28 protein-coding genes are annotated in these 23,183 nt (G+C 63.1%); 27 read left to right on the top strand and 1 reads right to left on the bottom strand.

What is annotated here, in order from left to right; all coding sequences use genetic code 11:
- Positions 1-100: 100 nt before the first annotated feature.
- The gene (locus tag ACE4RL_RS15385) at positions 101-565 is read left to right on the top strand and encodes a hypothetical protein (RefSeq protein WP_375597983.1); all 465 of its coding nucleotides are present in this window, start codon (positions 101-103) and stop codon (positions 563-565) included.
- Here ACE4RL_RS15385 and ACE4RL_RS15380 read toward each other — a convergent pair whose 3' ends face one another.
- Entirely contained in the window at positions 566-2,725 is a 2,160-nt protein-coding gene (locus tag ACE4RL_RS15380) for a transglycosylase domain-containing protein (RefSeq protein ID WP_375597982.1), read from the bottom strand.
- A 134-nt stretch (positions 2,726-2,859) separates the two neighbouring features.
- On the opposite strand from ACE4RL_RS15380, the gene ACE4RL_RS15375 reads away from it, so the two are divergent.
- The 26 genes from ACE4RL_RS15375 (at position 2,860) to ACE4RL_RS15250 (ending at position 23,171) form a co-directional block, all read left to right on the top strand.
- The gene (locus ACE4RL_RS15375) at positions 2,860-3,315 is read left to right on the top strand and encodes a YcgN family cysteine cluster protein (protein ID WP_375600296.1); all 456 of its coding nucleotides are present in this window, start codon (positions 2,860-2,862) and stop codon (positions 3,313-3,315) included.
- Between the two features lie 76 nt (positions 3,316-3,391).
- The gene (locus ACE4RL_RS15370) at positions 3,392-4,030 is read left to right on the top strand and encodes a diguanylate cyclase domain-containing protein (RefSeq protein WP_375597981.1); all 639 of its coding nucleotides are present in this window, start codon (positions 3,392-3,394) and stop codon (positions 4,028-4,030) included.
- 92 nt (positions 4,031-4,122) lie between these two features.
- Positions 4,123-5,382 carry an Hsp70 family protein gene (locus ACE4RL_RS15365; RefSeq protein ID WP_375597980.1) on the top strand — a complete coding sequence of 420 codons (1,260 nt, stop codon included), beginning with the start codon at positions 4,123-4,125 and terminating at the stop codon, positions 5,380-5,382.
- 68 nt (positions 5,383-5,450) lie between these two features.
- Complete coding sequence (locus tag ACE4RL_RS15360) at positions 5,451-6,671, top strand: DUF2254 domain-containing protein (RefSeq protein WP_375597979.1); 1,221 nt, start codon at positions 5,451-5,453, stop codon at positions 6,669-6,671.
- 216 nt (positions 6,672-6,887) lie between these two features.
- On the top strand, positions 6,888-7,310 hold the full coding sequence (locus tag ACE4RL_RS15355) for a hypothetical protein (RefSeq protein WP_375597978.1): 423 nt from the start codon (positions 6,888-6,890) through the stop codon (positions 7,308-7,310).
- Positions 7,288-8,547: a DNA-packaging protein gene (locus tag ACE4RL_RS15350; protein WP_375597977.1), complete on the top strand. Its 1,260-nt coding sequence runs from the start codon at positions 7,288-7,290 to the stop codon at positions 8,545-8,547. The genes ACE4RL_RS15355 and ACE4RL_RS15350 overlap by 23 nt, the downstream gene beginning before the upstream one ends.
- Positions 8,548-8,769: 222 nt before the next feature.
- Positions 8,770-9,936 carry a phage portal protein gene (locus ACE4RL_RS15345; RefSeq protein ID WP_375597976.1) on the top strand — a complete coding sequence of 389 codons (1,167 nt, stop codon included), beginning with the start codon at positions 8,770-8,772 and terminating at the stop codon, positions 9,934-9,936.
- An 81-nt stretch (positions 9,937-10,017) separates the two neighbouring features.
- Complete coding sequence (locus ACE4RL_RS15340) at positions 10,018-10,347, top strand: hypothetical protein (RefSeq protein ID WP_375597975.1); 330 nt, start codon at positions 10,018-10,020, stop codon at positions 10,345-10,347.
- A complete protein-coding gene (locus ACE4RL_RS15335; RefSeq protein ID WP_375597974.1) occupies positions 10,344-10,994 on the top strand; it encodes a hypothetical protein in 651 nt (216 codons plus the stop codon). Before ACE4RL_RS15340 ends, ACE4RL_RS15335 begins: the two co-directional genes overlap by 4 nt.
- Before the next feature lie 83 nt (positions 10,995-11,077).
- Entirely contained in the window at positions 11,078-11,266 is a 189-nt protein-coding gene (locus tag ACE4RL_RS15330) for a hypothetical protein (protein ID WP_375597973.1), read from the top strand.
- Between the two features lie 4 nt (positions 11,267-11,270).
- Complete coding sequence (locus ACE4RL_RS15325; protein ID WP_375597972.1) at positions 11,271-11,402, top strand: hypothetical protein; 132 nt, start codon at positions 11,271-11,273, stop codon at positions 11,400-11,402.
- Entirely contained in the window at positions 11,399-11,872 is a 474-nt protein-coding gene (locus ACE4RL_RS15320; protein WP_375597971.1) for an HK97 family phage prohead protease, read from the top strand. Before ACE4RL_RS15325 ends, ACE4RL_RS15320 begins: the two co-directional genes overlap by 4 nt.
- 12 nt (positions 11,873-11,884) lie before the next feature.
- Positions 11,885-13,108, top strand: a complete 1,224-nt coding sequence (locus ACE4RL_RS15315) for a phage major capsid protein (protein ID WP_375597970.1) — start codon at positions 11,885-11,887, stop codon at positions 13,106-13,108.
- A 141-nt stretch (positions 13,109-13,249) separates the two neighbouring features.
- Positions 13,250-13,816: a head-tail connector protein gene (locus ACE4RL_RS15310; protein ID WP_375597969.1), complete on the top strand. Its 567-nt coding sequence runs from the start codon at positions 13,250-13,252 to the stop codon at positions 13,814-13,816.
- A gap of 29 nt (positions 13,817-13,845) precedes the next feature.
- On the top strand, positions 13,846-14,157 hold the full coding sequence (locus tag ACE4RL_RS15305; RefSeq protein ID WP_375597968.1) for a phage head closure protein: 312 nt from the start codon (positions 13,846-13,848) through the stop codon (positions 14,155-14,157).
- A 4-nt stretch (positions 14,158-14,161) separates the two neighbouring features.
- Positions 14,162-14,557: a DUF3168 domain-containing protein gene (locus ACE4RL_RS15300; RefSeq protein WP_375597967.1), complete on the top strand. Its 396-nt coding sequence runs from the start codon at positions 14,162-14,164 to the stop codon at positions 14,555-14,557.
- Between the two features lie 181 nt (positions 14,558-14,738).
- On the top strand, positions 14,739-15,152 hold the full coding sequence (locus ACE4RL_RS15295) for a phage major tail protein, TP901-1 family (RefSeq protein WP_375597966.1): 414 nt from the start codon (positions 14,739-14,741) through the stop codon (positions 15,150-15,152).
- A 10-nt stretch (positions 15,153-15,162) separates the two neighbouring features.
- Positions 15,163-15,477 carry a gene transfer agent family protein gene (locus tag ACE4RL_RS15290; RefSeq protein ID WP_375597965.1) on the top strand — a complete coding sequence of 105 codons (315 nt, stop codon included), beginning with the start codon at positions 15,163-15,165 and terminating at the stop codon, positions 15,475-15,477.
- Complete coding sequence (locus tag ACE4RL_RS15285; RefSeq protein ID WP_375597964.1) at positions 15,474-15,665, top strand: rcc01693 family protein; 192 nt, start codon at positions 15,474-15,476, stop codon at positions 15,663-15,665. The genes ACE4RL_RS15290 and ACE4RL_RS15285 overlap by 4 nt, the downstream gene beginning before the upstream one ends.
- Positions 15,655-16,194, top strand: a complete 540-nt coding sequence (locus ACE4RL_RS15280; RefSeq protein ID WP_375597963.1) for a phage tail tape measure protein — start codon at positions 15,655-15,657, stop codon at positions 16,192-16,194. The genes ACE4RL_RS15285 and ACE4RL_RS15280 overlap by 11 nt, the downstream gene beginning before the upstream one ends.
- A 156-nt stretch (positions 16,195-16,350) precedes the next feature.
- Positions 16,351-16,971, top strand: coding sequence for a TIGR02217 family protein (locus ACE4RL_RS15275; RefSeq protein WP_375597962.1), 621 nt, complete (start codon positions 16,351-16,353; stop codon positions 16,969-16,971).
- The gene (locus tag ACE4RL_RS15270) at positions 16,968-17,858 is read left to right on the top strand and encodes a DUF2163 domain-containing protein (RefSeq protein ID WP_375597961.1); all 891 of its coding nucleotides are present in this window, start codon (positions 16,968-16,970) and stop codon (positions 17,856-17,858) included. The genes ACE4RL_RS15275 and ACE4RL_RS15270 overlap by 4 nt, the downstream gene beginning before the upstream one ends.
- Complete coding sequence (locus tag ACE4RL_RS15265) at positions 17,855-18,274, top strand: NlpC/P60 family protein (RefSeq protein WP_375597960.1); 420 nt, start codon at positions 17,855-17,857, stop codon at positions 18,272-18,274. The genes ACE4RL_RS15270 and ACE4RL_RS15265 overlap by 4 nt, the downstream gene beginning before the upstream one ends.
- Positions 18,275-18,313: 39 nt before the next feature.
- Complete coding sequence (locus ACE4RL_RS15260; protein ID WP_375597959.1) at positions 18,314-22,060, top strand: glycoside hydrolase/phage tail family protein; 3,747 nt, start codon at positions 18,314-18,316, stop codon at positions 22,058-22,060.
- Positions 22,053-22,796, top strand: coding sequence for a glycoside hydrolase family 108 protein (locus ACE4RL_RS15255; protein WP_375597958.1), 744 nt, complete (start codon positions 22,053-22,055; stop codon positions 22,794-22,796). Before ACE4RL_RS15260 ends, ACE4RL_RS15255 begins: the two co-directional genes overlap by 8 nt.
- A 75-nt stretch (positions 22,797-22,871) precedes the next feature.
- Positions 22,872-23,171: a hypothetical protein gene (locus ACE4RL_RS15250; protein ID WP_375597957.1), complete on the top strand. Its 300-nt coding sequence runs from the start codon at positions 22,872-22,874 to the stop codon at positions 23,169-23,171.
- The last annotated feature ends 12 nt before the right edge of the window (positions 23,172-23,183 follow it).

The raw sequence follows: 23,183 nt of genomic DNA, 5'->3' as shown, positions 1-23,183 counted from the left end.
CATGTTTGGCTGGGCCGGATGCGTTTCAGATCTGCTAGGCTTGTAGCAATGCAGTGCGTTGGGCGGAAGGTGTTTATGTGTCAGATGTGGAGGGCAGCTGATGAGCAGGATATTCAAGGTGGGCCAGTGCGTCGCTGTCGTTGCCGTTGCCTTTTCCGGCATCGTCACGGGCAAAGAGAAGCCTGCGGCAGTTGATCTCTCGTATTGGGTGGGGGATTGGTCTGCCAGCGCTGAACAGGACATATCCATCGTACTTGACGAACGAGGGGGCCTGTATCTGGAGGGCTTCGCCGCTTGGGGTGCCCAAGACCCTGACCGCGTCGACCGCGGCGCGATCAATTTTGGGGAGTTCTCGGCCCATGTTATGGCGGGCTGGGTCCGGGCTGATGGCAGGCTGGTGTTTGCCGTGGGGCCGGACGGTTCCATGCCGGCCAGCGCGGCAGAGCAATATGACTGCGTGATCACGCTGCAGTTGAGGGGCGAGGTGATGGTCGCCGAAGACAACATGATGTGCGGGGGGCACAATGTAACCTTCACCGGCACCTATCAGCGGCGGACGGACTGATCACAGCTGGCTGCTGCCGGCAGTAGGCGCCAGCGCGGTGTCGGACGTGGACGCAATAGCCGCGCTGGCATCCTCCAGCCGGTCCGCCAGATCCAGGAGCTTACGGGCGGCGGCGGGTTTAAGGCTTGGTGGACGCTCCGTAACCTCCTCGACCTCTTCCAGGTCGGCATCGGCCAGAATGGTCTCCGGCGGCTCGAAATCAACGCCGAACACTGGCAAGACCTCGACATTGGTGTGCGCAAAGGCCATGAATTTTTGCCAGGCCGTAGCCGGCAGCGAGCCGCCGGTGAGATTGTCGGTGGGTCGATAGTCATCATTGCCGAACCACACCGCTGCAACATAGTTGCCGGTAAAGCCACAGAACCAGGCATCGCGGTACGAAGTGGTTGTGCCGGTCTTGCCCAAGGCGGGCACACCTTCCACCGCAGCGCGTCGCCCGGTACCGCCGGTAACCACGGTATGCATCATCTGGTTCATGTAGGCGACAGTTTGCTCGGACAGCACGCGTTCGCGTGGGGCGTCGGGGTCACGCTCCCACACCAGTTGGTCGTTGAGTGTGGTCATGCGGGTCAGACCATAGGCCTGGGTCTTGTAGCCGTGATTGGCAAAGACAGCATAGGAACTGGTCATGTCCAGCACCGAAACCGAAGCCACGCCGAGCGCCAGCGAGCGCGTGACGGGGTATTCCTGCCGCAAGCCCATTCGATAGCTGAGCTGCGCGATGGCATCGCGTCCGGTCTTGATCGATAGCGTGACGGGCACGGTATTGATTGACGATGCAAAGGCACTGAGCAGGGTCGTCTGGCCACGATAGGAGCGGCCATAATTCTGCGGGCACCAATCGCCGATGCAAACAGGCCGGTCGGAGATGGTATCACTGGGGGTCAGTCCCAATTGCTCAAAAGCTTCCGCATAAACGAAGGGCTTGTAGGAAGAGCCGGGTTGGCGCGTCGAGACGATGGCGCGGTTGAACTGGCTTTTGGCATAGTCCGTACCGCCCACCATGGCGCGGATGGCGCCTTGGGTATCGGTGACCACCATGGCGCCCTGCTCGACTCGATATTGCTCGCCCTGCTCACGGATGACCGAGGTGATGGCCTCTTCGGCATAGGTCTGAAGCGTGGTGTCGATCGTGGTGCGGACAATGAAGTTATTGCCCGGCGCGTTCGTGCTTTGGATGATCGTCTTGGCCTCCTCAAAGGCCCAGTCGAGGAAGTAGTTCGGCGAGTTTATGTCGTTGCTGCGATCGATGGCAGCAGCGGGGTGGCGGCGCGCAGCCGTCACCTGGCCCTCCGTAAGGAAGCCGGATGCGACCAGATTGGTAAGCACCAGATTGGCGCGGCCACGGGCGGCGGCCAGGTCGACATGGGGGGCGTAATTGCCCGGCGCCTTGAACATGCCGGCGAGCATGGCGGCTTCGGCAAGGTTGATATCCTGCACGCGCTTGCCGAAGTAGAATTCGGCGGCGGCGGTAACGCCATAATTGCCCCCGCCCATATAGGCGCGGTCGAAATAGAGCTTGAGGATCTGATCCTTTGAGTAGTTCCACTCCAGCCAAACCGAGAGGAAGGCCTCAACGATCTTGCGCTCCAGGGTGCGCTCGGATGAGAGAAAGAGGTTCTTGGCCAATTGCTGGGTGATTGAAGAACCACCCTGAGTGCTGCGATCACCCTGGGCATTGCTCATCAGGGCGCGCAGCGTTCCCACGACGTCGATGCCGAAGTGCTCGTAAAAGCGCCGGTCCTCGGTGGCCAGGGTCGCCTTGAGCAGATAGTCCGGCATCTGATCGAGAGCGACGCTGTCATCAGAGCGGATGCCGCGCCGGCCGATCTCATTGCCGAAGCGGTCCATGAACACCACGGAATAGTCTTCGGCCTTGTTGAAGGCGCCACGGTCGATGATGTCGAAGGCGGGCAGGGCGAGGGCGGTCATCAATACCGCGCCGATGGCACCGAAGCTGAACGCATCGGACAGAATTTCGACGAAAAAGCGCTTTATGCCTGCGACGTGGAAGCGGGACATGAAGTCCTGGTAGCGCGTATAACCGCGGCCCAAGGTCTGCCAGAACTCATAAAGTGAGGAATCGAGCCAGGCGTCGGCCGCCATCATGCCGGCCTTAGGCTTGCGCTTCTTTTCCTTGGTGTAGAATGGATCCTGCACTTGGCACCCCGACGCCCCGATATGGGGAGGATTGTCCGCAAAAGCCGGACAAGGCAACGCACTCGCTGGAATATGATTGCATTGGCCGGCCCGCAAGGGCAAACCGGCAACAACATGAATGGCAAACGGTGAACATGGCCTTCTGGGAAGAAAAATCGCTGGAACAGATGACCCAGGCCGAGTGGGAGGCTCTCTGCGACGGTTGCGGCCGGTGTTGCCTGATCAAGCTTGAGGATGAGGACACCGGGACGCTCATAACCTCCGATGTGCGCTGCAAGCTGCTCGATGGCGATACTTGTGCCTGCACAGATTATCCCAACCGCAAGGCCAAGGTGCCGGACTGCATCAAGCTCACTCCAGAAAATGTTCGGGAGATACCCTGGATTCCTACCACCTGCGCTTATCGCCGGCTGGCCGAGGGCAAAGGGCTGGCCTGGTGGCATCCTCTGGTTTCAGGAGACCCGCAAACCGTTGTAGATGTTGGGATTTCCGTCAAGGGGCGGACATTTCTCGAAACCGAAATTGATGCGGAGGATTGGGAGGAGCACGCCGTTGACTGGCCAGAATGGGAGCCGCCGGAAAGCCTTTGACCACAATTGCTTACCTGCTGTTAACCATAAGTATGGCCTGATTGCCCCATCGGGTAAACGGCCCAGGACAGGCTAGATGAACAGAGTAACCATGAGCGGCAATGACGGCCTTTGGGCCCGTATCCGGGCAGCGCTGACGCGTGGTGCCGATGTCCCGGAGCCGGCCTATGGTCAGTCCGCCATCGCCCGCAACCCGAACAAGAAACCGCGCCTGGCACAACGCATCGATGAAGAATTGCGGCGGGGCTGGAGCCATTGCGCCGAGCGCAATGTGTCGCTGTGCGTTCTGGCTCTCGAGATCGATCGCTATGCCGAATATTTCGCGGCCTACGGTCGCGAGGCAGTCGAGGAGTGCGTCGAATCGATCGAAGAGACAGTCCAGGCGCAGCTCTCTCGTGGTACCGACATTTGTCTGCGCAGCGGCCAGACGGGTTTCGTGCTGGTTCTGCCCGACATGCCGGCATTGATGGCGCGCGAACTGGCCAGCCGGATTGCAGCGGCGCTGCGCCGCCAAGGCATTCCCAACCGCGAAAGCCACGCGGGTCAGGTAACGCTGAGCACCGGGATTGCCGTGGTCAATCCGCAGGGAAAACTGGACCGGGAGGTCCTCAAAGCCGCCGCCCAGGCGGTGAAAAAGGCGCAACGGCGTGGATTGGCCCGGCTGGAAGTGATCGACCTGCGCGGGCGTGAAGACCGGCGCCGTCAGGCCGCCTGACAATCGGCCCGGTTGCCAGGCCGGGAGACAGCCTTTATGAGACCCGTCCCCGCGCGATAGGCGCAGACACGCCAATTTTCGGACGGCTCGCCATGACACATTCCTGTGGCCTCGACTTCGGCACGTCCAATTCGACCCTTGGCCGGGTCAATGCTCATGGCGTGCCGGCCCTGGTTCCGCTTGAAGGTGACCAGCAGACTTTGCCCAGCGTACTGTTCTTCAGCTTTGAGGAAGACCGGCTATTTTTCGGCCGTGCGGCCATTGCGGAATATGTCAGCGGTGCCGACGGCCGCTTGATGCGCTCGCTCAAAAGCGTGCTGGGCACGGCACTGTTCGCCGATACCACCCGGGTCAAGTCACGGCGGCTCGGCTTTGGCGACATCATCGGCACCTATGTTGGTGAACTCAAGCGGCGCGCCGAGACCGCGCTGAAGACGGAACTGACCAGCGTCGTGATGGGGCGGCCCGTTCATTTCGTCGATGACGATCCGGTGGCGGATCAGGAAGCGCAGGGCCAGCTTGAGGCTGCGGTCCGGGCGCAAGGTTTTGAGGAAATCGCGTTTCAGTTCGAGCCCATCGCCGCAGCGCTTGATTATGAACGGCAGGTCAGCGGCGAGCGCGTCGCCCTGATCGTTGACCTGGGCGGCGGCACATCGGACTTCTCGCTGGTGCGCGTATCGCCGGAACGCCGGGGCCGGGCGGATCGGAGTGACGACATTCTGGCCACGGCCGGCGTGCATATTGGCGGCACCGATTTCGACCGGTTGCTGGCCATGAGCCGGGTGATGCCCGAGCTGGGCCTGGGCTCACGCACACGCGACGGCAAGCGGCATCTGCCGGTGGCGCCCTATGTCGATCTTTCCACCTGGCACCGCATCAACCGGCTCTATGACGCCAAGGCGCAGCGCGATCTGCGCTCGACCATCCGGGAAGCCAGGGAAGCCGAGAAGGTCGAAACCTTTGTCGCGTTGGTGGAAGAACGTCTGGGCCATCGCCTGATTGGCGCGGTGGAAGACGCCAAGATTGCGCTCTCGGATCGAGACGCCGTGTCATTTCTGTTCGCGGTGCGGGAGCACCAGATCGCGACAGAGATGACGAGCGCGCAGCTGGCTGACGCGCTGGCACCCTCCATCGAACGGCTGGAGAGGACAATTAGCGAGATCTTGCGGAGAGCCGGTGTTTCCGCTGGGCAAGTCGACAGCCTCATCCTGACGGGCGGATCGACATTGGTTCCGGCCGTTGCGGGACGGCTGAGCGGGCTGTTTCCAGAGGCAGAGATTGTGCGCACCGATGTGCTTGGAAGCGTTGGTCTGGGCCTGGCGCTCGAGGCGCAACGAATTTTCGGAGCGTAGTCGACGCGAGGACGGGGTGTGCGCAACCAATTGGAACGCGTAAGACTTACCTGATGAGAGGGTAGTCCATGAGTCAAATCGCGTTCAAGCTCCGGCAAGTGGTTCAGAGAATGTGGTTCCTGCCGGCCGCATTTTCACTGGTGGCCATTCTGACCGTGGTGATCGCCTATGCGATGTCGGGCCTGGTGCCCGATAAGTTGCCGTTCACCCTGTCGTCCGAGGCCGTGGAATCGATCCTGACAGTGCTGGCCTCAAGCCTGCTAACAGTTGCGGTCTTCTCGCTCTCCACAATTGTCAGCGCGCTTTCGAGTGCTTCAGCCTCCACCACACCCAGAGCCGTACCCCTGATTGTGGGTGATCGCAGCGCGCAGACCTCAATCTCGATGTTCATCGGGGCATTTCTGTTTTCCATAGTCGGTATCATCGGGCTCTCAGCCAATATTTACAGCGAAGCGGGGCGCCTTCTGCTGTTTGCCGTGACTCTCGCCGTAGTGGTGCTGGTCGTCGCGGCGCTGATCCGCTGGATCGGGCAGATGTCCTCTATCGGTCGCGTCGGTGAAACCATCAGCAAGGTGGGTTCTGCGACCGAAAAGTCGTTTCGCACGGTGCCCGGCGACGGACTGCTGGGCTGTCGGCGGCTTAGCGGAAAGCCCTCGGGAGAGCCTGTCTTTACCCACAGGACTGGATATGTTCAGCACATTGATCTGTCCCGGCTGCAGGAACTGGCCGATGAGCAGGAGTTACTCATCACCGTGACAGCCCGGCCCGGCGCCTATGCGGCGCCCGACCGCCCCCTTATGCTTGTTGCCGGTGCGCTGCCAGAAGGAATGGCAGACAGACTGGTCAATGCCTTCACAATTGGCAACAGCCGCACCTTCGACAGTGATCCGCGCTTTGGGCTGATCGTGCTGGCTGAAATCGGAAGCAAAGCGCTGTCTCCAGGGATCAACGACCCGGGAACCGCCATCGCTGTTGTGGGCACGCTGGTGCGTGTGCTGGCGCAGCGGCCCGAAGAGGACAGCGAACTGAAATTTGAGCGGCTGTTGGTGGCGCCACTCGACCCCGACGACCTTATGGCTGACTCCTTCCGACCGATCGCAAGGGACGGGGCTGGCAGCATTGAAGTGATGTTGCGCATGATTGCAGGTCTGAAAACCCTGGCGCGCTGCCGCCCCGAGCTGGAGCGTGCAGCCAGGGGCATGATCGCCGACGCGCTGGAGCGGGGCCTGACGGCGATGACAGCAAAGAGCGACAAAGCGGCGCTCAAGGCGGCCGCCAAGACGGAATAGAAGGCTTGGTCATTCTTTGGCCTCCAGCCACTTGGCCATTGACCCTGGCTCTCGTGGCCTTCTGACCTAAGATTCTTCCACCCAAAGGATGTCGCGGCTGCGTCGCCCGGTTCCAAGTTATCCCCGCGTGACGCTGGTCTGTTATGGTTCAGGCATGGTCGACGAATTGGGTCGATGAGGGGGGCGGTAGGCCCCGGCAATTCAGGACATGATGGTATGGAAAGCCCTGACGATATCGAGCGGCAAGCGCCGCCCGACTGGCAGACTATTCGCGCCGAGTATGAAGGGCGGCTGTTCGAGCCAAAGACCATTTGCAAGCGCCACGGCATCACCGTGTCGCAGCTGCGCTACCGCCGCCAATGCGAAGGTTGGCTCAGCCAGCGCGAGCGCAGGCCGAAAGAGGCGGTGCTGGTGTCGCGGATGCTCAAGGTGCTCGAAAGACAGATAAGAGATTTGGAAATGGCCAGAAATGAACCGGTGGAGAAACGCACGAACACCTTGGCCACGCAGGTCAAGACACTGGACAAGTTGATCGAACTGGGTGCGGCCGAGCGCAATGTGGACCCTGCCAGCCGCAAGGACATGACCGATCTGCGGGCCAAACTCGTCAAGCGCCTTGACCAGTTCAAGTCTCGCTAGCTCGCAGGCCGAGGTCGACGCGCTCGGTGACGACGAGGTCGAAGCCCAATACTATAATTGGCAGAAATGGGCCTTCGCCAAGCAATTGCCGCCCGATGGCGACTGGACGACCTGGCTGCTGATGGGCGGGCGCGGTTCGGGCAAGACGCGGGCCGGTGCCGAATGGGTGCGGCAACTGGCGCGCCAGCGGATATCGCCCATCGCGCTGGTGGGTGAAACGATGACCGAAGCGCTGGACATCATGGTGCGCGGCGAAAGCGGTCTTATGGCTGTGCATAGGGACGATGAGCGGCCCACCTTATGGGGCAAGAACCATTTGCGCTGGCCCAATGGAGCCGAAGCAACGATCTTGACGGCATCCGACCCCGAACGCTTTCGTGGACCGCAATTCGCGGCCGCCTGGTGCGATGAAATCGGCAAATGGCCTCATGCGGAAGCCGCCTGGGACATGCTGCAATTTAGCTTGCGCCTGGGCGATCGGCCGCGCCAATTGGCAACGACGACGCCCCGCCCGACGGCATTGATACGCCGTTTGCTCAGGGACGAGCGGACGGCCGTGGTGCATATCGCCACGCACGAGAACCAGGCGCATCTGGCGCCGACCTTTCTGGACGCGGTGGTGGCGCGCTATCGCGGCACCGTGCTTGGCCGCCAGGAGCTCGATGGCGAACTGATCGAAGATCGGCCCGACGCGCTCTGGCAGCGGGCCATGTTTGGCCGGACGGCGAGCGGCCCCGATGGCCGGATCGTGGTGGCGGTCGACCCGCCGGTGACCGGACACGCCCGGTCCGACGCGTGCGGGATCATTGTTGCCGGCCGGCTGGGTGATGGCGCCTTGGTGCTTGAGGACGCCACGCTCAAGCAGGCTTCGCCGATAACGTGGGCGCGACGGGCTGTGGCGGCTTTCCACGCCCATGCCGCCGATTGCATTGTTGTCGAGGTGAACCAGGGCGGGGATCTGGTGCGTCAGATGATCGCCCAGGTCGATGCCCTTGTGCCGGTGCGAACCGCTTACGCCAGCCGCGGCAAGTGGGTGCGGGCAGAACCCGTGGCAGCGCTCTATGCCCGCGGCCTAGTGCAGCATGTCGAGGGCCTTACCGCGCTGGAAGACGAGCTGTGCGCCTTCGGACCGGACGGCAAGGCGGACGGCCATTCGCCGGACCGCGTGGATGCACTGGTCTGGGCGCTGACGGAATTGGTGCTGAATGAGGCGAGGCCGCGGGTGAGAGGCTTGTAGCCGGGCCGAAGGCAAAATCGCTCCAGTGGAGCGATTTTAGGCGGCAAGGCCATGAGAGCTGCGCTCGAATGGCGGGGCAACAAGGTCTACCCCCACCTAACCTCCCCCTGAAGCAGGGGGAGGGACCTATCGAGATTGTTGCATTGCCGGTGGGCCACCGCGGCGCCCCTCCCCCTGGCAAGGGGGAGGTTGGGTGGGGGTCGAAAGAACGAGGAACAAGACATGCCCAATATCCTGAACCGCCTCTTTGGCGGTCGCACAAACACGCCTGAAGAAACCAAGGCGTTTGCCGGTCATACCATGCTGACGTTGAGCCAGTTGGGGCCCGCGCAGTGGAGCGGGCGAGGGTATGCGAGCCTGGTCAATCAGGGCTTCATGCGCAATCCCGTGGTCTACCGCTGCGTCCGGCTGATCGCCGAGGCGGCCAACCGGGTGCCGCTGACGGTGAAGATTGAGGGCCAGGCGGTGAGCGAACATCCGCTGGTCTCGCTGCTGGCAAAACCCAATGGGCGGCAGTCGGGCGCAGAAATGCTCGAAGCCGTCTATGCCTATCTGCAAACCGCAGGGAACGCCTATCTGCAGGCGGGAATCGTCGATGGTGCAGTGCGAACGCTCTTCGTGCTGCGGCCCGACCGGATGAGCGTGGTGGCCGGGCGCGACGGCTGGCCCGTGGCCTATGACTATAAGGCCGGCGGCAGGGCGTCACGGATTTCGCAGGACAGTCACCCGGTGCCGGGCGTGCTGCACATGGCGCTGTTTCACCCTCTGGATGACCATTACGGCATGGGACCGCTCGAGGCCGCGCAGACCAGCCTCGATATCCACAATGCCTCGGCGCAGTGGAACAAGGCGCTGCTCGACAATGCGGCGCGACCGAGCGGGGCGCTGGTGTATTCGGCCGGAACGGGGAGCCTGACCGAAGAGCAGTTCAACCGCCTCAAGGAAGAGATGGAGGCCCATTTCGCCGGGGCGGCCAATGCCGGCCGACCCATGGTGCTCGATGGCGGGCTTGACTGGAAAACCATCGCCCTGAGCCCGCGCGACATGGACTTCATCGAAGCCCGGCACGCGGCGGCGCGGGACATCGCCCTGGCCTTCGGCGTGCCGCCCATGCTGCTCGGCATACCGGGCGACAATACCTATGCGAACCTGGCCGAAGCCAACAAGGCGCTGTGGCGGCAGACCCTGGTGCCGCTGGTGGTACGGGTGGCGCAGGAATTGAGCGGGTGGCTTGGGCCTGCCTTCGAGGGGGCGGAAGTGGTGCCGGACTTCGACGGCGTCGAAGCGCTGGCCGAGGACCGGGCGGCACTGTGGGCGCGGGTCGGCGCGGCTGGGTTTTTGACAGATGACGAGAAGCGGGAGCTGACCGGGATCGGTACTGGGGCGTAAGCAAGGGTACCGATTGCGGGACGAGCGCTGAAAGCGCTTGGGTATGAAATCCGGCTGGCATCCCTGTCGCTGAAGCTCGATGTGCTGCTTGCCCAACTGGAGCGGCGCTATCGGCCAGATCAGCCGCGGGCGCCGAAAGGGACGCCTGAGGGCGGTCAGTGGATTGATGATCTGTCGGCAATCGGGCAGGTTCATGTCGAGCCCGAGCGCGTTCAGGTTGCGGGTCCGCGCTGTGATGGGTTTTCCGGCGGGTGCAGCTTGGGGGGAAGTTTTGGCACAACAGGGATGTACAGCATCCAGGGAAAGCGCCTTTGCCGAAGCTGCGCATTGAAGATTCTGGGCATCGAGGAATTGCCGCATATTGAACAGCAGGAAACCCTGGGCCGCTTTGCTCCGAAAGGACAACAATGACGTCGAGGTTTCAGGCACTCCATGCCGTCGTGACCGGCGATTTGATATACGGTCTGAGAAACGATGGTCGGACGGACTTGCTATTAGTCTACGATGCGAATGCGTCCAATTTTTGGGCCCGCAATATTCCGAATGAGTCGACCTACAAGTTTGGCCGGGATGGCGAAGGCCGGAGGATAGAAGATGACCGGCAATGCACCATTGTCTCGACTGCCGCTCTGCCGCCCGAGCAGTATCAGGTTGCGATCGCTTTAGATCGCAGGATGGGATCAAAGCCTGAATACCCAGACAGCCGGTTAACCAAGGACGAGATGCAATTGATCCTTACGCATGCTCGGTTTTTCGAAGAGCGGTTGCTTCCAGGAACGGAGGCACTGGTAAAGCGAAGTCAAAAACTACGGGCTGTCCGAAGCTTTCTGACACTGGAGTGGGATCCTTTTAATGCGCCGGAGAATCCCTCGTCAGTGTTCGAGTACGATGACTATGTCTCGGATTTGCTGGCGCTGTTGGACACTCGTGCTACCGAGCGCGAAGTTTCCCACTTCCTAAGGATGATCGCAGGTTTGAGAAACCGACCGCCCAAGGTTCTTGAGCGAGCCGATACCGCAGCGGCCAGCCTGGTGCAATTGCGGGAAAGTTGGTCCTGACCAATGCATGGCCAGACGTTGCCGCAAATGTCGAACCACCCAAGCCCGCCTCCGGCGGGCTTTTTTGTTGCCTGGAGGAACCCATGGATGAGCTGACCAAATCCGTTATCGAGCGGGGGGACCTCGCCCATCTGGCGCTGTTCCTCTGGGCGAGCGGGGCGAGTGCGCTGCTGGTGTGGAGCCTGAGGGAAATGGCGCGGGTGAATCAACACTTCAACGACTTCGTGCAGGAGATCGCGCAGTTGAATCGGCTTTTCCGTAAGGAGGACTAAGTCCATGTCAGACAAGCAAAATCGTGAAGCGGCGCAGCAGACGTTCAGGCGGTTTGCCTGGAACCTGGCGGGCACTCTGGCGGACAAGCAGCGCAGTGCACCCAAACCGCGCTCGAGTGGGGCCAAGCGCGGATGAGTGGCATTCCGATAGATGCTGAGGGGCGGTTTGCCGGCTATGCCAGCGTCTTCAACCGGCTCGACAGCGGCGGTGATATCGTCCTGCCGGGGGCTTTTGCGAAGAGCCTCGCCAAAAGGCGCGGGCGGATCAGACTGCTGTTTCAGCATGACCCGAAGGAGCCGGTCGGCGCCTGGGAGAGCATGGGCGAGGACAACCATGGCCTCTTCGTCACCGGGCGGCTGGTGCCGGGGGTGCCGCGCTCGGATGCGTTGCGTCGGCTGATCGAGAACCGGGCTCTCGATGGACTTTCCATCGGCTTCCGCACCGTCAAGGCGAGCCGCCGGGACGGCAACCGCCTGTTGCATGAGATCGACCTCTATGAGGTCTCGATCGTCACCTTTCCGATGATGGAGGATGCGCGCATAGCGTCCCCCCTCACGGCCGGCGCGGCCATTGCCGCCGCCACGAAAACCATCCGTAACCGATAGAAGGACACCGACATGGATCGGATCGACGACGGCCTTGAAACCAAGGCCGGCGCAGGGGGCGATATTGCCGCGCTCTTCGCAGAATTCTCGCATGCGTTCGAGGAGTTCAAGGCCACCAATGACCAGCGTTTGAAGGAGATCGAAAAGCGCGGCAGCGCCGATGGGCTGCTCGAGGGCAAGCTGGAACGGCTTAATCGTGTCATCGACGGGCACAAGGCGGCACTGGATCGCGCCAGTGCCGAACGCGCGCGCCCGGCCATTGAGGGCAAGGGTGGCGGCCTACCGGATGGCGAATATAAGGAAGCCTTTTCGGCCTATGTGAAGCGCGGCGAGGAGAAGGCGCTGCAGATCGGCGTCAATGCCGATGGCGGCTACGTGGTACCGGCCGAGGTCGAGACCGAAATCACCCGTCTCATGACCCATATCTCGCCCATCCGCGCCATTGCCGGGGTGCGGCAGGTGTCGGGCTCAGTCTATAAGCGGCCGATCACGGTGACCGGCCCGGCGACGGGCTGGGTGGGCGAAGCGGCGGCGCGGCCGACCACCAATAGCCAGACCCTGGCGGAACTGAGCTATCCGACCACCGAACTCTACGCCATGCCGGCGGCGACTAGCGCCTTTCTCGACGATGCAGCGGTGGATGTGGGCCAGTGGATCGCCGACGAGGTCAATGCCGCATTTGCCGCGCAGGAGACCACGGCCTTTGTCACCGGAGACGGCGTCAATAAGCCGAGCGGCTTCCTCGCCGGCACTAAGGTGGCGGAGGCGAGCTGGAATTGGGGCAATCTGGGATACCTGGCCACGGGTGTTTCCGGGGCGCTGCCGGCCAGCAATGCCAGCGATATCCTGATTGACCTGGTCTATGCGCTTAAGGCCGGCTACCGGCAGAACGCCAGCTGGGTGATGAACCGCAAGACCCAAGGGGCATTGCGCAAGCTCAAGGATGCCGACGGCAATTACCTCTGGCAGCCGGCAGCGGCGGCTGACGGGCGGGCAAGCTTCATGGGCTTCCCGCTGGTCGAAGCCGAGGATATGCCCAATATCGCCGCCAATTCGTTCTCAGTGGCCTTTGGCGATTTCCGCCGCGGCTATCTCATCGTCGACCGGCAGGGCGTCTCGGTGCTGCGCGACCCGTTCAGCTCCAAGCCCTATGTGCTGTTCTACACCACCAAGCGGGTTGGCGGCGGCATTGCGGACTATGACGCGATCAAGCTGCTCAAATTTGGTGTGAGCTGAGGCCCACCCCCACCTAGCCTCCCTCTGAATTAGGGGGAGGGACCTATCGAGCATGCCTCGATCTCAGCTGACCACCGGCCAGCCCCTCCCCCTTCACCAGGGGGAGGCGGGGTGGGGGTCTCTCCAACAAGGAATAAGAACATGACTGCATATCTCCTGGCGGGGCCCGCCGAGGAGCCGGTTTCGCTTGCCGAAGCCAAGGCTTTTCTCAAGGTCGACGAGAGCAACGAAGACGGGCTGATCACGACGCTGATCGGTGCAGCACGGCTGCATGTCGAAGGCGTCACAGGCAGAGCGCTGCTGGCGCAGAGCTGGCGCGTCGTGCTCGATGCCTGGCCTGAGGGCGGCGTGGTGAAACTGCCGGTTGCACCGCTGATCTCTGTGACCGGGATTGCGGCCATCGATGAGAATGGCGGCAGCCATGAGATTGCGCTGGCGCAATTCATGTCCGAGCCCGATCGGCTGGTCGTCCCGCCGCTCGTGGCCGGCATGCCTGTGCTCCGGACGCGCCAGGGCCTGGAAATCGACTATGTCGCCGGTTTCGGCACCGAGCCGGAAGATGTGCCCGCCGATCTGCGGCAGGCCCTGCTGGGGCTTGTGGCGCACTGGTTCGAACATCGCGACGCGGTGATTGTGGCGGGTTCTGGCGCCATTGTGCCTTCCGGCTTTGACCGGGTGGTGGCGCCCTACAAGCGGGTGCGTCTGTGAGCGGGGAGCGGCTCCCGCCGGTCGGGACTTTGACAGACCGGGTCCAGCTCAAGCGGCGCGAGAGCCAGGATGATGGCGGTGGGGGACATGAGCGGATCTATGTGCCGGTGAACAATCTCTGGGCACGGGTGCGCAGCCTGACGGGGCGGCAGGGGACGAATGCCGATGGTCGCGCGGTGGCGATCTCCCATAGCGTGGTGTTGCGCTTTCGCAGTGATGTCTCACCGGGTGACCGGATTGTTTATCGCGGGCGCAATCTTGATGTGGTGAGCACCGCCGATCTCAACGGCAGGCGAGCCTATTTGAACTGCGCCTGCAGCGAAACCAGCTTCACAGGGTAGCGCGATGCATCCGATTGCAGGTCTGCAGGCAGCGCTGGTGGCGCAACTTGAAGCCGATGCGGCGCTAACCGCACTGATTGGGCCGGGGGGTGTGTTCGATGCGCCGCCACGGGACCGGCCGGCCCCCTATGTGGTGATCGATCGCCATGACATCCGGCAACGTGATGGTGACCAAACGCCAGGGCAGGAGCATCGCATAGTGCTGCATTGCTGGAGCCATCAGCCCAGCCGCAAGGCGGCACTTGATATTGCCGAGCGAGTGGTGGCCGTGGCTCTGGCGGAGCTGGTACCGGCGGGACTGATGGTGCCGCATGCCGAGCATATGCGGACCGAAACGGCGATCGACACGGCGACGGGGCAGGCCAGGGCGGCAGTGATGCTGCGATATTTCAGCGAGTGACGAGAAAGCCTCCTTCGCCCTTCAAGCACCACCTGCCACGAGGGGAGAAGGAAGACCCACACCCTCGATCTCTCCCCACGAGGGGGAGGGAGACGATGAACACAAGCGCCCCAGTCCTGCGCCTCCCTCCCCTTGATGGGGAGGGACCAAGGGTGGGGCCCCTTCAGGCAAGGACAGAACTATGGCAGCCCAGAGTGGCAAGGACATGCTTTTAAAACTCGACCAAACCGGGTCGGGGAGTTTTCTGACGGTGGCGGGTTTGAGGACCCGCAGCCTCAATTTCAATGCGGCCAGCGTCGATACAACGGACCAGGAAAGCGCCGGACGCTGGCGTGAGCTGCTGGCCGGGGGCGGCGTGAAGCGGGCTTCGGTTTCCGGCTCGGGCGTGTTCAAGGACCAGAGCTCGGACGCGACCATCCGCAGCCTGTTCTTTGCCGGGACGATCCGCAACTGGCAGCTGATCCTGCCCAGTTTCGGCACGGTGCAAGGACCGTTCCAGATCGTGGCGCTGGAGTTTTCGGCAGATCATGCCGGGGAAGTGACCTTCGACCTAGCGCTGGAAAGCGCAGGTGAAGTGACCTTCGTGGCAGCCTGAGGACCCCGAAATGACCAACATTCATCGTGGCGAGATCGCGGCGGAGATCGGCGGCGAGATGCGGGTGCTTTGCCTGACGCTTGGCGCGCTTGCAGAACTGGAGGCGCGGTTGGGGGCGGGAGACCTGGCGGGACTCGCGGAGCGATTTGGCGAGGGCCGGATCTCGGCGCGGGACCTGACGGCCATATTGGGGGCGGGCCTGCGCGGCGGCGGCAGTAGTATCAGCGATGACGAGCTGGCGCGGATGAGCGTCGAAGGCGGGCTGCGCGGGGCGGCTGAAATCGCCGTTCGGCTGCTCAAGGCGACCTTTGGAGAGAGCCAATGACCCCGTTTCCTTGGAAAGAAGCGATGCGCTTCGGCCTGGGCGTGTTGCGCCTGCCGCCGCGCGACTTCTGGGCCATGAGCCCGCGCGAACTGGCTGCGGCCTGGGGCGCGGTCATGGGTGAAAGGGCCGGTCCGCTAGGGCGAACTGAACTCGAGCGGTTGATGGAGACCTTCCCCGATGGCCAATGACCTGTTTGGCGAAGATTTTCGCCGGGACATGACCGATGTCGAGGTGGAACTGGGTCGCATTCGCGACCTGGCCGATGGCGTCGGCGTGGCGGTGAGCCGGGCCTTCCGGGGTGCGGTGATGGACGGGAAATCGTTCCAGTCGGTTCTCAAGGACATTGGCCGAGCCTTTGCCGACATCGCGCTCAAGGCCGCTTTCAAACCATTGGGGACGCTGGTCAGCGGGGTGGTCGAAAACATCTTTGCTGCCACAAATCCGACACTGACGACCTTCGCCAAGGGCGGGGTGATTGCTGCTCCGAGCTATTTCCCGCTGGGGCAGGGTATGGGGCTGGCCGGGGAAGCCGGGCCCGAGGCGATCATGCCACTGCAGCGAGGGCCGGACGGGCGACTTGGTGTTGCGGGGGGCGGGGGCTCGGTGAATGTCACCTTCAACGTGACGGCGACCGATGCGCGTAGTTTTGCGGCCAGCGAGGCGGAGGTCAGCGCGATGCTGCTGCGGGCGGTGCGGCGGGGCACGCGCAGCGCTTGATATTCAGGTGATGCCGGCCTGCAAGCGGAGGGTTTCTGCGCTTCCGGTGCTCACGTACCCAAACGTACGCTGTGCTCCGGTTCTCGAAACCCACCACTTTCGGCTCGGCCTGACCTGAATCTCTGCGCGCTGTGGTGCCAAAAAGAGAGATTCAAAATGTCCTTTCATCACATTCGCTTCCCGCTCGACATTGCGCTGGGGGCGCGGGGCGGGCCGGAGCGGAAGACCGACGTCGTGACGCTGGCTGGTGGCGGGGAGACCCGAAACGGACGCTGGGCGCATTCACGTCGTCGATACAATGCTGGCTATGGCGTCAAATCGCGCGCCGATATGCAAGCTGTGCTGGCCTTCTTCGAAGAAAGGCGCGGACGGCTGCATGGATTTCTCTGGCGCGATGGGCTGGATCATGCCTCGGGTCTGGCAGATCCTTTGCCGGCCGACCAGGTGATCGGAACAGGCGACGGCGTGCGGACCGAGTTTCAACTCACCAAACGCTATGGCGCCGCGTTCGCTCCTTATCTGCGGCCCATTGCCAAGCCGGTTGCCGGCAGCGTGCGCATTGCCGTTGGTGGCGCCGAGTTGGTCAGCGGCTGGAATGTCGATGTGACAAGCGGGGTCGTGGGCTTCTCCAGCGCGCCGGCACCTGGCGCAAGCGTAACGGCAGGGTTTCTGTTCGATGTGCCGGTGCGGTTCGATACCGACCGGTTGGACGTTGAACTTAACAGCTTCGACGGGGCCGAGGTGCCAAGCATTCCGCTGGTGGAGATCCTGCCATGAGGGACATTCCAGAGGCCTTCGCGGCGCATTTGGCGCAGGGCGAAACGACCACGGCGAAATGCTGGCTTGTGCGGCGCACCGATGGTGTCGTGCTCGGTTTCACCGATCACGACCGGCCGCTCATCGTGGAAGAGACGCAGTGCCATCCGGCCTACGGCCTCGATGGCGGGGAGGTGCCATCCAGGCTCGGTCTGCAGGTGGAGACTGGCGAAGTGCTTGGTGTGCTCAACAGTGCGGCCATTGCCGAGGACGATATTTTGCTCGGGCGCTATGACGCCGCAAAGGTCGAGACCTGGATGGTGAACTGGGCAGAGCCGAGCCAGCGTCTCAGGCTCCGGGTCGACACTATCGGCGAGATTGTCCGGGAGGACAGGGTGTTCCGCGCCGAATTGAGATCGCCACAGCAGGCTCTAAACGTGACACGCGGGCGGCTCTTCCAGGGCCTGTGCGACGCCACCGTCGGTGACGCGCGCTGTGGCATTGATCTTGAGACGGCAAGGCACAGGGCCGACACCGTTGTTGCCGAAGTGATCGATGACTTCCAGATCCGGGTAAGCGGCCTTGGTGGCTTCGAAGAAAACTGGTTTGCCTTTGGCATGGCGCAGTGGAATGGCGGGAAGCGCATTGGCTTGCGCGACGCAGTGCTGACGCATCGGCGTGATGCCGCTGGAGACATGATCGGCTTCCGCGACCGGGTCGGGGCATGGTGCGGCGTGGGGGATGCACTCACCATGACCGTGGGATGCGACCGGCGGTTCGCGACCTGCAAGGCGAAGTTTGCCAATGCGGCCAATTTCCGCGGCTTTCCGCATATTCCGGGCAGCGACTATGTGCTGCGCCACCCTCGCGCCGGCTATGCCATGGATGGAAGGCCGGTGGTGCCATGAGGCCCGAAGATGTGGTGAGCGCCGCCCGGTTGTGGCTGGGCACGCCATACCGGCACCAGGCATCCACACCGGGCGCCGGATGCGATTGCCTCGGCCTGCTTCGGGGCGTGTGGCGGACGCTTTATGGCATGGAGCCGACAGCGGTGCCGCCTTATCGCGTGGACTGGCGGGGGCGGGAACGCGACCCCGCCTTGCGCCTGGCCGCGGAACGGTTTCTTGCTGAAGTGCGTGGACCTGCGCAGGCGGGCGAAGTCGTGCTGTTCCGCCTGGGTGGAGCGGCCGAACCGCGCCATTGCGGGATCCTCGTATCTGCTGATCGGTTCATTCATGCCCAGGAGCATCTGGGCGTGGTCGAGGCCAACCTGACCGACGCGTGGCGGCGGCGGATCAGCGGCCGGTACCGGTTTCCGAACTAGCGCGTATCGGCGCCTCAACAATTCCAAAGGATTGCAATTATGGCCACTCTGGCACTTTCAGTTGCCGGGCAGTTTGCTGGCGGGCTGCTGGGCGGCCCCTTCGGCGCCACGGTTGGGCGCGCACTGGGCGCGCTGGCGGGCAGCGCTGTCGACGGCTGGCTGTTCGGCCAACATTCGCAAAAGGCCGATGCTCAGCTGTTCGATGTGCGTCTGGGCGCGTCGAGTGAGGGGCTGGGCATTCCACGGCTCTACGGGTGGGGCCGACTGGCGGGCAACATCATCTGGGCGCGTGAATTGGTGCGCCACGTCAGCGCGACGGCTGGCGCCAAAGGGCTTTCTCCCGCGACAGAGGAGACTGAAGAGGTGTTGGCGAGCTTCGCCATTGCCTTTTGCGAGGGGCGGGTGGCCCGGCTTGGCCGGATCTGGGCTGATGGGCAATTGCTCGATACGCGCGGGCTCAATCTGCGCTTCTATCACGGTGATGAAGATCAGGCCCCCGACAGCCTGATCGAGGCAATTCAGGGCATGGGTAATGCGCCCGCCTATCGTGGGCTTTGCTATCTGGTGGTCGAAAACCTGCCGCTCAGCCGCTTCGGCAACCGCATTCCGCAATTGTCGGCTGAACTCTGCCGTGTCGTCGGCGATCTCGAGCCGTCCATCCGCGCGGTGACGCTTATCCCCGGGGCGACCGAATTCGGCTATGATCCCGAGCCGCGCGTCCGAGTGCTGGGGCCGGGCGTCGGCGCGAGCGAAAATGCCCATTTTATCCCCGGTACCAGCAATTGGAGCTGGTCGCTGGACGAATTGCAGGCGCTTTGCCCCAATCTCGAACACGTGGCGCTGGTCGTAAGCTGGTTTGGCGACGATTTGCGCTGCGGCGACTGTACCGTTGAGCCACGAACCGAGGGGGCGACGCGGACAATCGAAGGGGCCGAATGGAGCGTCGCCGGAATCTCGCGCGAGATGGCGCGGGTGGTGTCGAGCCATGGTGTTGGTCCCGCCTATGGCGGAACGCCCTCGGACGCCTCGGTTTTGGCCGCGATCGCGGACCTCAAGGCACGCGGGCTCAAGGTAACGCTCTACCCTTTTGTCCTGATGGACATCCCGGAGGGGAATGCACTGCCCGACCCCTATGGCGCGGTCGAGCAGGCTGCCTATCCCTGGCGCGGGCGGATCACATGCATGCCGGCTCCAGGCCAGCCAGGATCGCCCGATGGCAGCTCTGTCGCCGCGGCACAGGTGGCCAGCTTTGTACCGGGCTATAGCGCCATGGTGCTGCACTATGCGCATTTGGTGGCCGCTGCGGGCGGGGTGGCCGCCATGCTGATCGGTTCGGAAATGGTGGGGCTTTCCAGCGTGCGGGGCGCGGGAAACAGCTTTCCCTTTGTTGACGCGCTGGTGACGCTGGCGGCCGATGTGCGGGCCATTGTCGGACCGGACACCAAGCTGACCTATGCCGCCGACTGGAGCGAATACTCCGGTTGCCAGAAGAATGGGGCCAAGTTCTTTCACCTCGATCCACTTTGGGCCTCGCCTGACATCGATGCTGTCGGGATCGACTATTACATGCCGCTTGCTGACTGGCGCGATGGAGAGGCGCATGCCGACCTGGCACTGGCCCGCACCGGATACGAACTGGACTATCTGGCTGGCAACATAGGCGCCGGCGAGGGGCATGATTGGTACTATGCCAGCGATGCAGACCGCAGGGTGCAGTTCCGCACACCGATCACCGATGGCGCATATGGCGAGCCGTGGGTCTGGCGCTACAAGGATATCGCCTCTTTCTGGAGCCAGGAGCATTTCGACCGGCCCGACGGCGTGCGGAGCGCCAACTCAACGGCCTGGGTGCCGGGCTCAAAACCACTGTGGCTGACGGAAATCGGCTGTGGGGCGGTCGACAAGGGCGCCAACCAGCCCAATATTTTCGGCGACAGCAAGAGCGCGGAAGATGGTCGGCCCTATTTCTCCAGCGGCACGCCGGATAGTCTGATCCAGCGCCAGGTGCTGCGGGCGCACCACCAGTATTGGAACGACCCGGTGAAGAATCCGGCCGGTATGGTTGATCCGGCGCGGCTCTATTGCTGGACCTGGGATGCACGGCCCTATCCCGCATTTCCCGCACTTGCCGAAGTCTGGTCTGACGGGGCAAATCATGCGACCGGGCACTGGCTGACTGGCCGGCTGGGCGGGTTGGCCAGTGATGAGTTGGCTCAGGCGGTTGCCTCAGAGCACGGCTGCACGGTCTTGGCGGCGCCTTCAGCACCGATGATCGGCGGAATGACCGTGTCGGGGGCGGGGACTGCGCGGGAAGCGCTCGAACCGATCCTGGAAATGACGGGGCAGAAATTGGCAGCGCGCGGCGATTTGCTGATTGGCATTGCCGGTGGCACGGGCGCGGCACTCAGTCTCCAAGGCACCTCGCTGGCAAACTTCGACCAGCCTGTGCTGTCCCGTCGCCGCGGTGACAGTGTGGAAAAGCCCGGGCGGCTGACGCTCGGACATTTCGATCGCGAGCGGGACTACCTGTCTGCCACCTCAGCGGCGATACGTCCGGGCACAGGCCCGCTGATCGCCGAGAGCCTGCTAATTGTGCTTGATAGCGGCGCGGCGCGGCGGGCGGCAGAACGAATGCTGGACGGCCAGGTCGCCGGCGGTGACCAAATCGAGTTTGCCTTGCCACCCCAACGTGTCGGGCTCGAAACTGGTGACCGCGTGACGGGGGACGGCGTCATGGAGGGGCCGTTCGAGATCAGCGAGATCCGAGATGGCGCGGTGCGCCAAGTGGTCGCCAGCGCTGTGCGCCGTGGCGATGCCCTCGCCCACGGTATCGACAGGCCGCGCGGCAGCACCGCCAGTACGGTTCCGGTCGTGACGCCACTGATTGCCGTGGCACATCTGCCGCCTTTGCCATCCGACCCGCTGCGCAGCCGGCTGATATTTGGCGCCTTTGCGGACCCCTGGGCGGGGGACGTGGTGGTGACGGACGAACTGACAGATGCCTTGCTGGCGAGGCTCGGCCGACCAGCGGCCATCGGCGAACTGCTTAGAGCTCTGACCCCTGGGCCGGAAGCCAGATGGGACAGCGGGTCCGTTCTGGATATCGCCCTGACAGCCGGGCATCTCGCCGATGTCAACCCCATGGCCGCCCTGGCAGGGGCCAACCGACTGCTGGTGGAGACAGACGGCGGCAACTGGGAGGTGATCGGGTTCGCTCACGCCGCACTGCAGGCGCCCGGCCAGTATCGGTTGACCAAGCTATTGCGAGGCCTTGAAGGATCCGGCAGCGCGATTGCGCCAGCGTCAGCGGGCCGACGGGTGATGGTGCTCGATCAGTCCGTTGCGGCGCTGGCCGTAGAGACAGATTGGCTGGGGGAGACCCGAAATCTGCACGCTACCGTGGCGGGAGGCGAGAATCGGCAGATCGTCCCTATCGCCCCGGGATCTGGCCCTGCGCTGCCCTTGGCGCCCGTTCATCTATATGGCCAGAGACTGGCGAACGGGAATGTCGATCTGCGCTGGACGCGCCGCAGCCGTGCCGACGGCGATGGTTGGGGCGTAGCAGAGCCGGCGGTCGAGTATGTGCCTGAACGTTGGCAGGTGACGATCCGGAGCGGTGGCGCTCCAATTCGTACTCTCAGCACAACACAGGCTTTGAGTTCTTACGCGCTGGCCGATCAAATGACCGATTTCGGCGGCCCAGCGAGCGGTTTTTCCTTCACGGTGCAACAGGTGAGCGCCGCGCTAGGCCTCGGCCATGCGGCGACGGGAGTATTTCATGAGTGATCTGCGCTTCGACGCCTGCCTGACGGAAGTCCTCCGGTATGAAGGCGGCTATGTCGACCATCCTGCCGATCCGGGCGGGGCCACCAATATGGGGATTACGCGCAAGACCCTGGCGCGCTGGCGTGGGATATCGCCGTGGTGGAATCTGCCCAAAACGGCGGTGCAGGCGCTCGACCGGAGCGAAGCCGCGCAGATTTATCGCGCTGGCTACTGGGATTTGTGCCGGGCAGGGGAAATGCCAGCCGGCGTCGATCTTGCCGTGTTCGATTATGCGGTCAATTCGGGGCCAGGCAGGGCCGTGCGGACCTTGCAGCACGTCCTGGGCGTACCCATCGACGGTATCGTCGGTCCGGTGACCCTGGCTGCTGCCAGCAAGGCAGACGCGGCAGGAACCATCAGCGAATTATGCGATCGGCGACTGGGCTTTCTCAGGCTTTTGTCGACCTTTCCGGTTTTCGGGCGGGGGTGGACCAGTCGCGTCCGGGCCGTCCGCACAGCCGCGCTAGCGGCCGCACCAACTGCCCATCATCCCAACCCTGGAGAAATGACCATGGATATCCTGTCTGGCTACAAGACCTACATCGTGGCTGGTTTCATGCTTCTGGCTGGCCTCGCCCAGATGCTCGGTGTCGACCTGCCAGCTCTGGATAGCGGGGCCGCGGGAAGCCTCGTCCTTGAAGCACTGGCCATCCTGTTCCTGCGCAAGGGACTGAAGGGGGCTATCGAGAAAGCCTAGGTCAATTGTGTGGAAATCGGGGGTGTCTCGCCGCATTCATGTCCCATTCAGTTTGAAGCCGCTAATAATCGGGTCATGAAAACGAACGCCCCCAAACCATCGGCCTCCATTGCTCTGGCTCTCGCCTTGGCGCTTGCGCTTGCAGGCACCGGCCAGAGTCAGGCCCAGGCTTGCCTCGACAAACGCCAGATCCAGGAGGCTGTGTCTTCGGGACAGATCCTGTCGCTGGACGCGGTGCTGGTCCAAGCCGGTGTGGATCCCCATTCCGAAATCCTCAGCGTCGATGTGTGTGACGAGGGCGGCAGGCTAGTATATGTTATTGGTGTGCTCAGCTCGGACGGTCAGGCGCAAAACCTGACGCTGGGCGCACAATAGCGGCCTAGCCTT

It is taken from the genome of Devosia polycyclovorans (assembly GCF_042181575.1).
GTDB classification, from domain to species: Bacteria; Pseudomonadota; Alphaproteobacteria; order Rhizobiales; family Devosiaceae; genus Devosia; species Devosia polycyclovorans.
This window is presented reverse-complemented; position numbering and strand designations above follow the sequence as displayed.

Bases quoted from the DNA above. Each gene is read 5' to 3' on its own strand.
- ACE4RL_RS15285 (WP_375597964.1), top strand. From the start codon at position 15,474: ATGACCCCGTTTCCTTGGAAAGAAGCGATGCGCTTCGGCCTGGGCGTG.
- ACE4RL_RS15355 (WP_375597978.1), top strand. From the start codon at position 6,888: ATGGAAAGCCCTGACGATATCGAGCGGCAAGCGCCGCCCGACTGGCAG.
- ACE4RL_RS15265 (WP_375597960.1), top strand. From the start codon at position 17,855: ATGAGGCCCGAAGATGTGGTGAGCGCCGCCCGGTTGTGGCTGGGCACG.
- ACE4RL_RS15275 (WP_375597962.1), top strand. From the start codon at position 16,351: ATGTCCTTTCATCACATTCGCTTCCCGCTCGACATTGCGCTGGGGGCG.
- ACE4RL_RS15295 (WP_375597966.1), top strand. From the start codon at position 14,739: ATGGCAGCCCAGAGTGGCAAGGACATGCTTTTAAAACTCGACCAAACC.
- ACE4RL_RS15370 (WP_375597981.1), top strand. From the start codon at position 3,392: ATGAACAGAGTAACCATGAGCGGCAATGACGGCCTTTGGGCCCGTATC.
- ACE4RL_RS15255 (WP_375597958.1), top strand. From the start codon at position 22,053: ATGAGTGATCTGCGCTTCGACGCCTGCCTGACGGAAGTCCTCCGGTAT.
- ACE4RL_RS15310 (WP_375597969.1), top strand. From the start codon at position 13,250: ATGACTGCATATCTCCTGGCGGGGCCCGCCGAGGAGCCGGTTTCGCTT.
- ACE4RL_RS15260 (WP_375597959.1), top strand. From the start codon at position 18,314: ATGGCCACTCTGGCACTTTCAGTTGCCGGGCAGTTTGCTGGCGGGCTG.
- ACE4RL_RS15330 (WP_375597973.1), top strand. From the start codon at position 11,078: ATGGATGAGCTGACCAAATCCGTTATCGAGCGGGGGGACCTCGCCCAT.
- ACE4RL_RS15250 (WP_375597957.1), top strand. From the start codon at position 22,872: ATGAAAACGAACGCCCCCAAACCATCGGCCTCCATTGCTCTGGCTCTC.
- ACE4RL_RS15385 (WP_375597983.1), top strand. From the start codon at position 101: ATGAGCAGGATATTCAAGGTGGGCCAGTGCGTCGCTGTCGTTGCCGTT.
- ACE4RL_RS15270 (WP_375597961.1), top strand. From the start codon at position 16,968: ATGAGGGACATTCCAGAGGCCTTCGCGGCGCATTTGGCGCAGGGCGAA.
- ACE4RL_RS15345 (WP_375597976.1), top strand. From the start codon at position 8,770: ATGCCCAATATCCTGAACCGCCTCTTTGGCGGTCGCACAAACACGCCT.
- ACE4RL_RS15280 (WP_375597963.1), top strand. From the start codon at position 15,655: ATGGCCAATGACCTGTTTGGCGAAGATTTTCGCCGGGACATGACCGAT.
- ACE4RL_RS15300 (WP_375597967.1), top strand. From the start codon at position 14,162: ATGCATCCGATTGCAGGTCTGCAGGCAGCGCTGGTGGCGCAACTTGAA.
- ACE4RL_RS15290 (WP_375597965.1), top strand. From the start codon at position 15,163: ATGACCAACATTCATCGTGGCGAGATCGCGGCGGAGATCGGCGGCGAG.
- ACE4RL_RS15365 (WP_375597980.1), top strand. From the start codon at position 4,123: ATGACACATTCCTGTGGCCTCGACTTCGGCACGTCCAATTCGACCCTT.
- ACE4RL_RS15315 (WP_375597970.1), top strand. From the start codon at position 11,885: ATGGATCGGATCGACGACGGCCTTGAAACCAAGGCCGGCGCAGGGGGC.
- ACE4RL_RS15335 (WP_375597974.1), top strand. From the start codon at position 10,344: ATGACGTCGAGGTTTCAGGCACTCCATGCCGTCGTGACCGGCGATTTG.
- ACE4RL_RS15375 (WP_375600296.1), top strand. From the start codon at position 2,860: ATGGCCTTCTGGGAAGAAAAATCGCTGGAACAGATGACCCAGGCCGAG.
- ACE4RL_RS15325 (WP_375597972.1), top strand. From the start codon at position 11,271: ATGTCAGACAAGCAAAATCGTGAAGCGGCGCAGCAGACGTTCAGGCGG.
- ACE4RL_RS15360 (WP_375597979.1), top strand. From the start codon at position 5,451: ATGAGTCAAATCGCGTTCAAGCTCCGGCAAGTGGTTCAGAGAATGTGG.
- ACE4RL_RS15320 (WP_375597971.1), top strand. From the start codon at position 11,399: ATGAGTGGCATTCCGATAGATGCTGAGGGGCGGTTTGCCGGCTATGCC.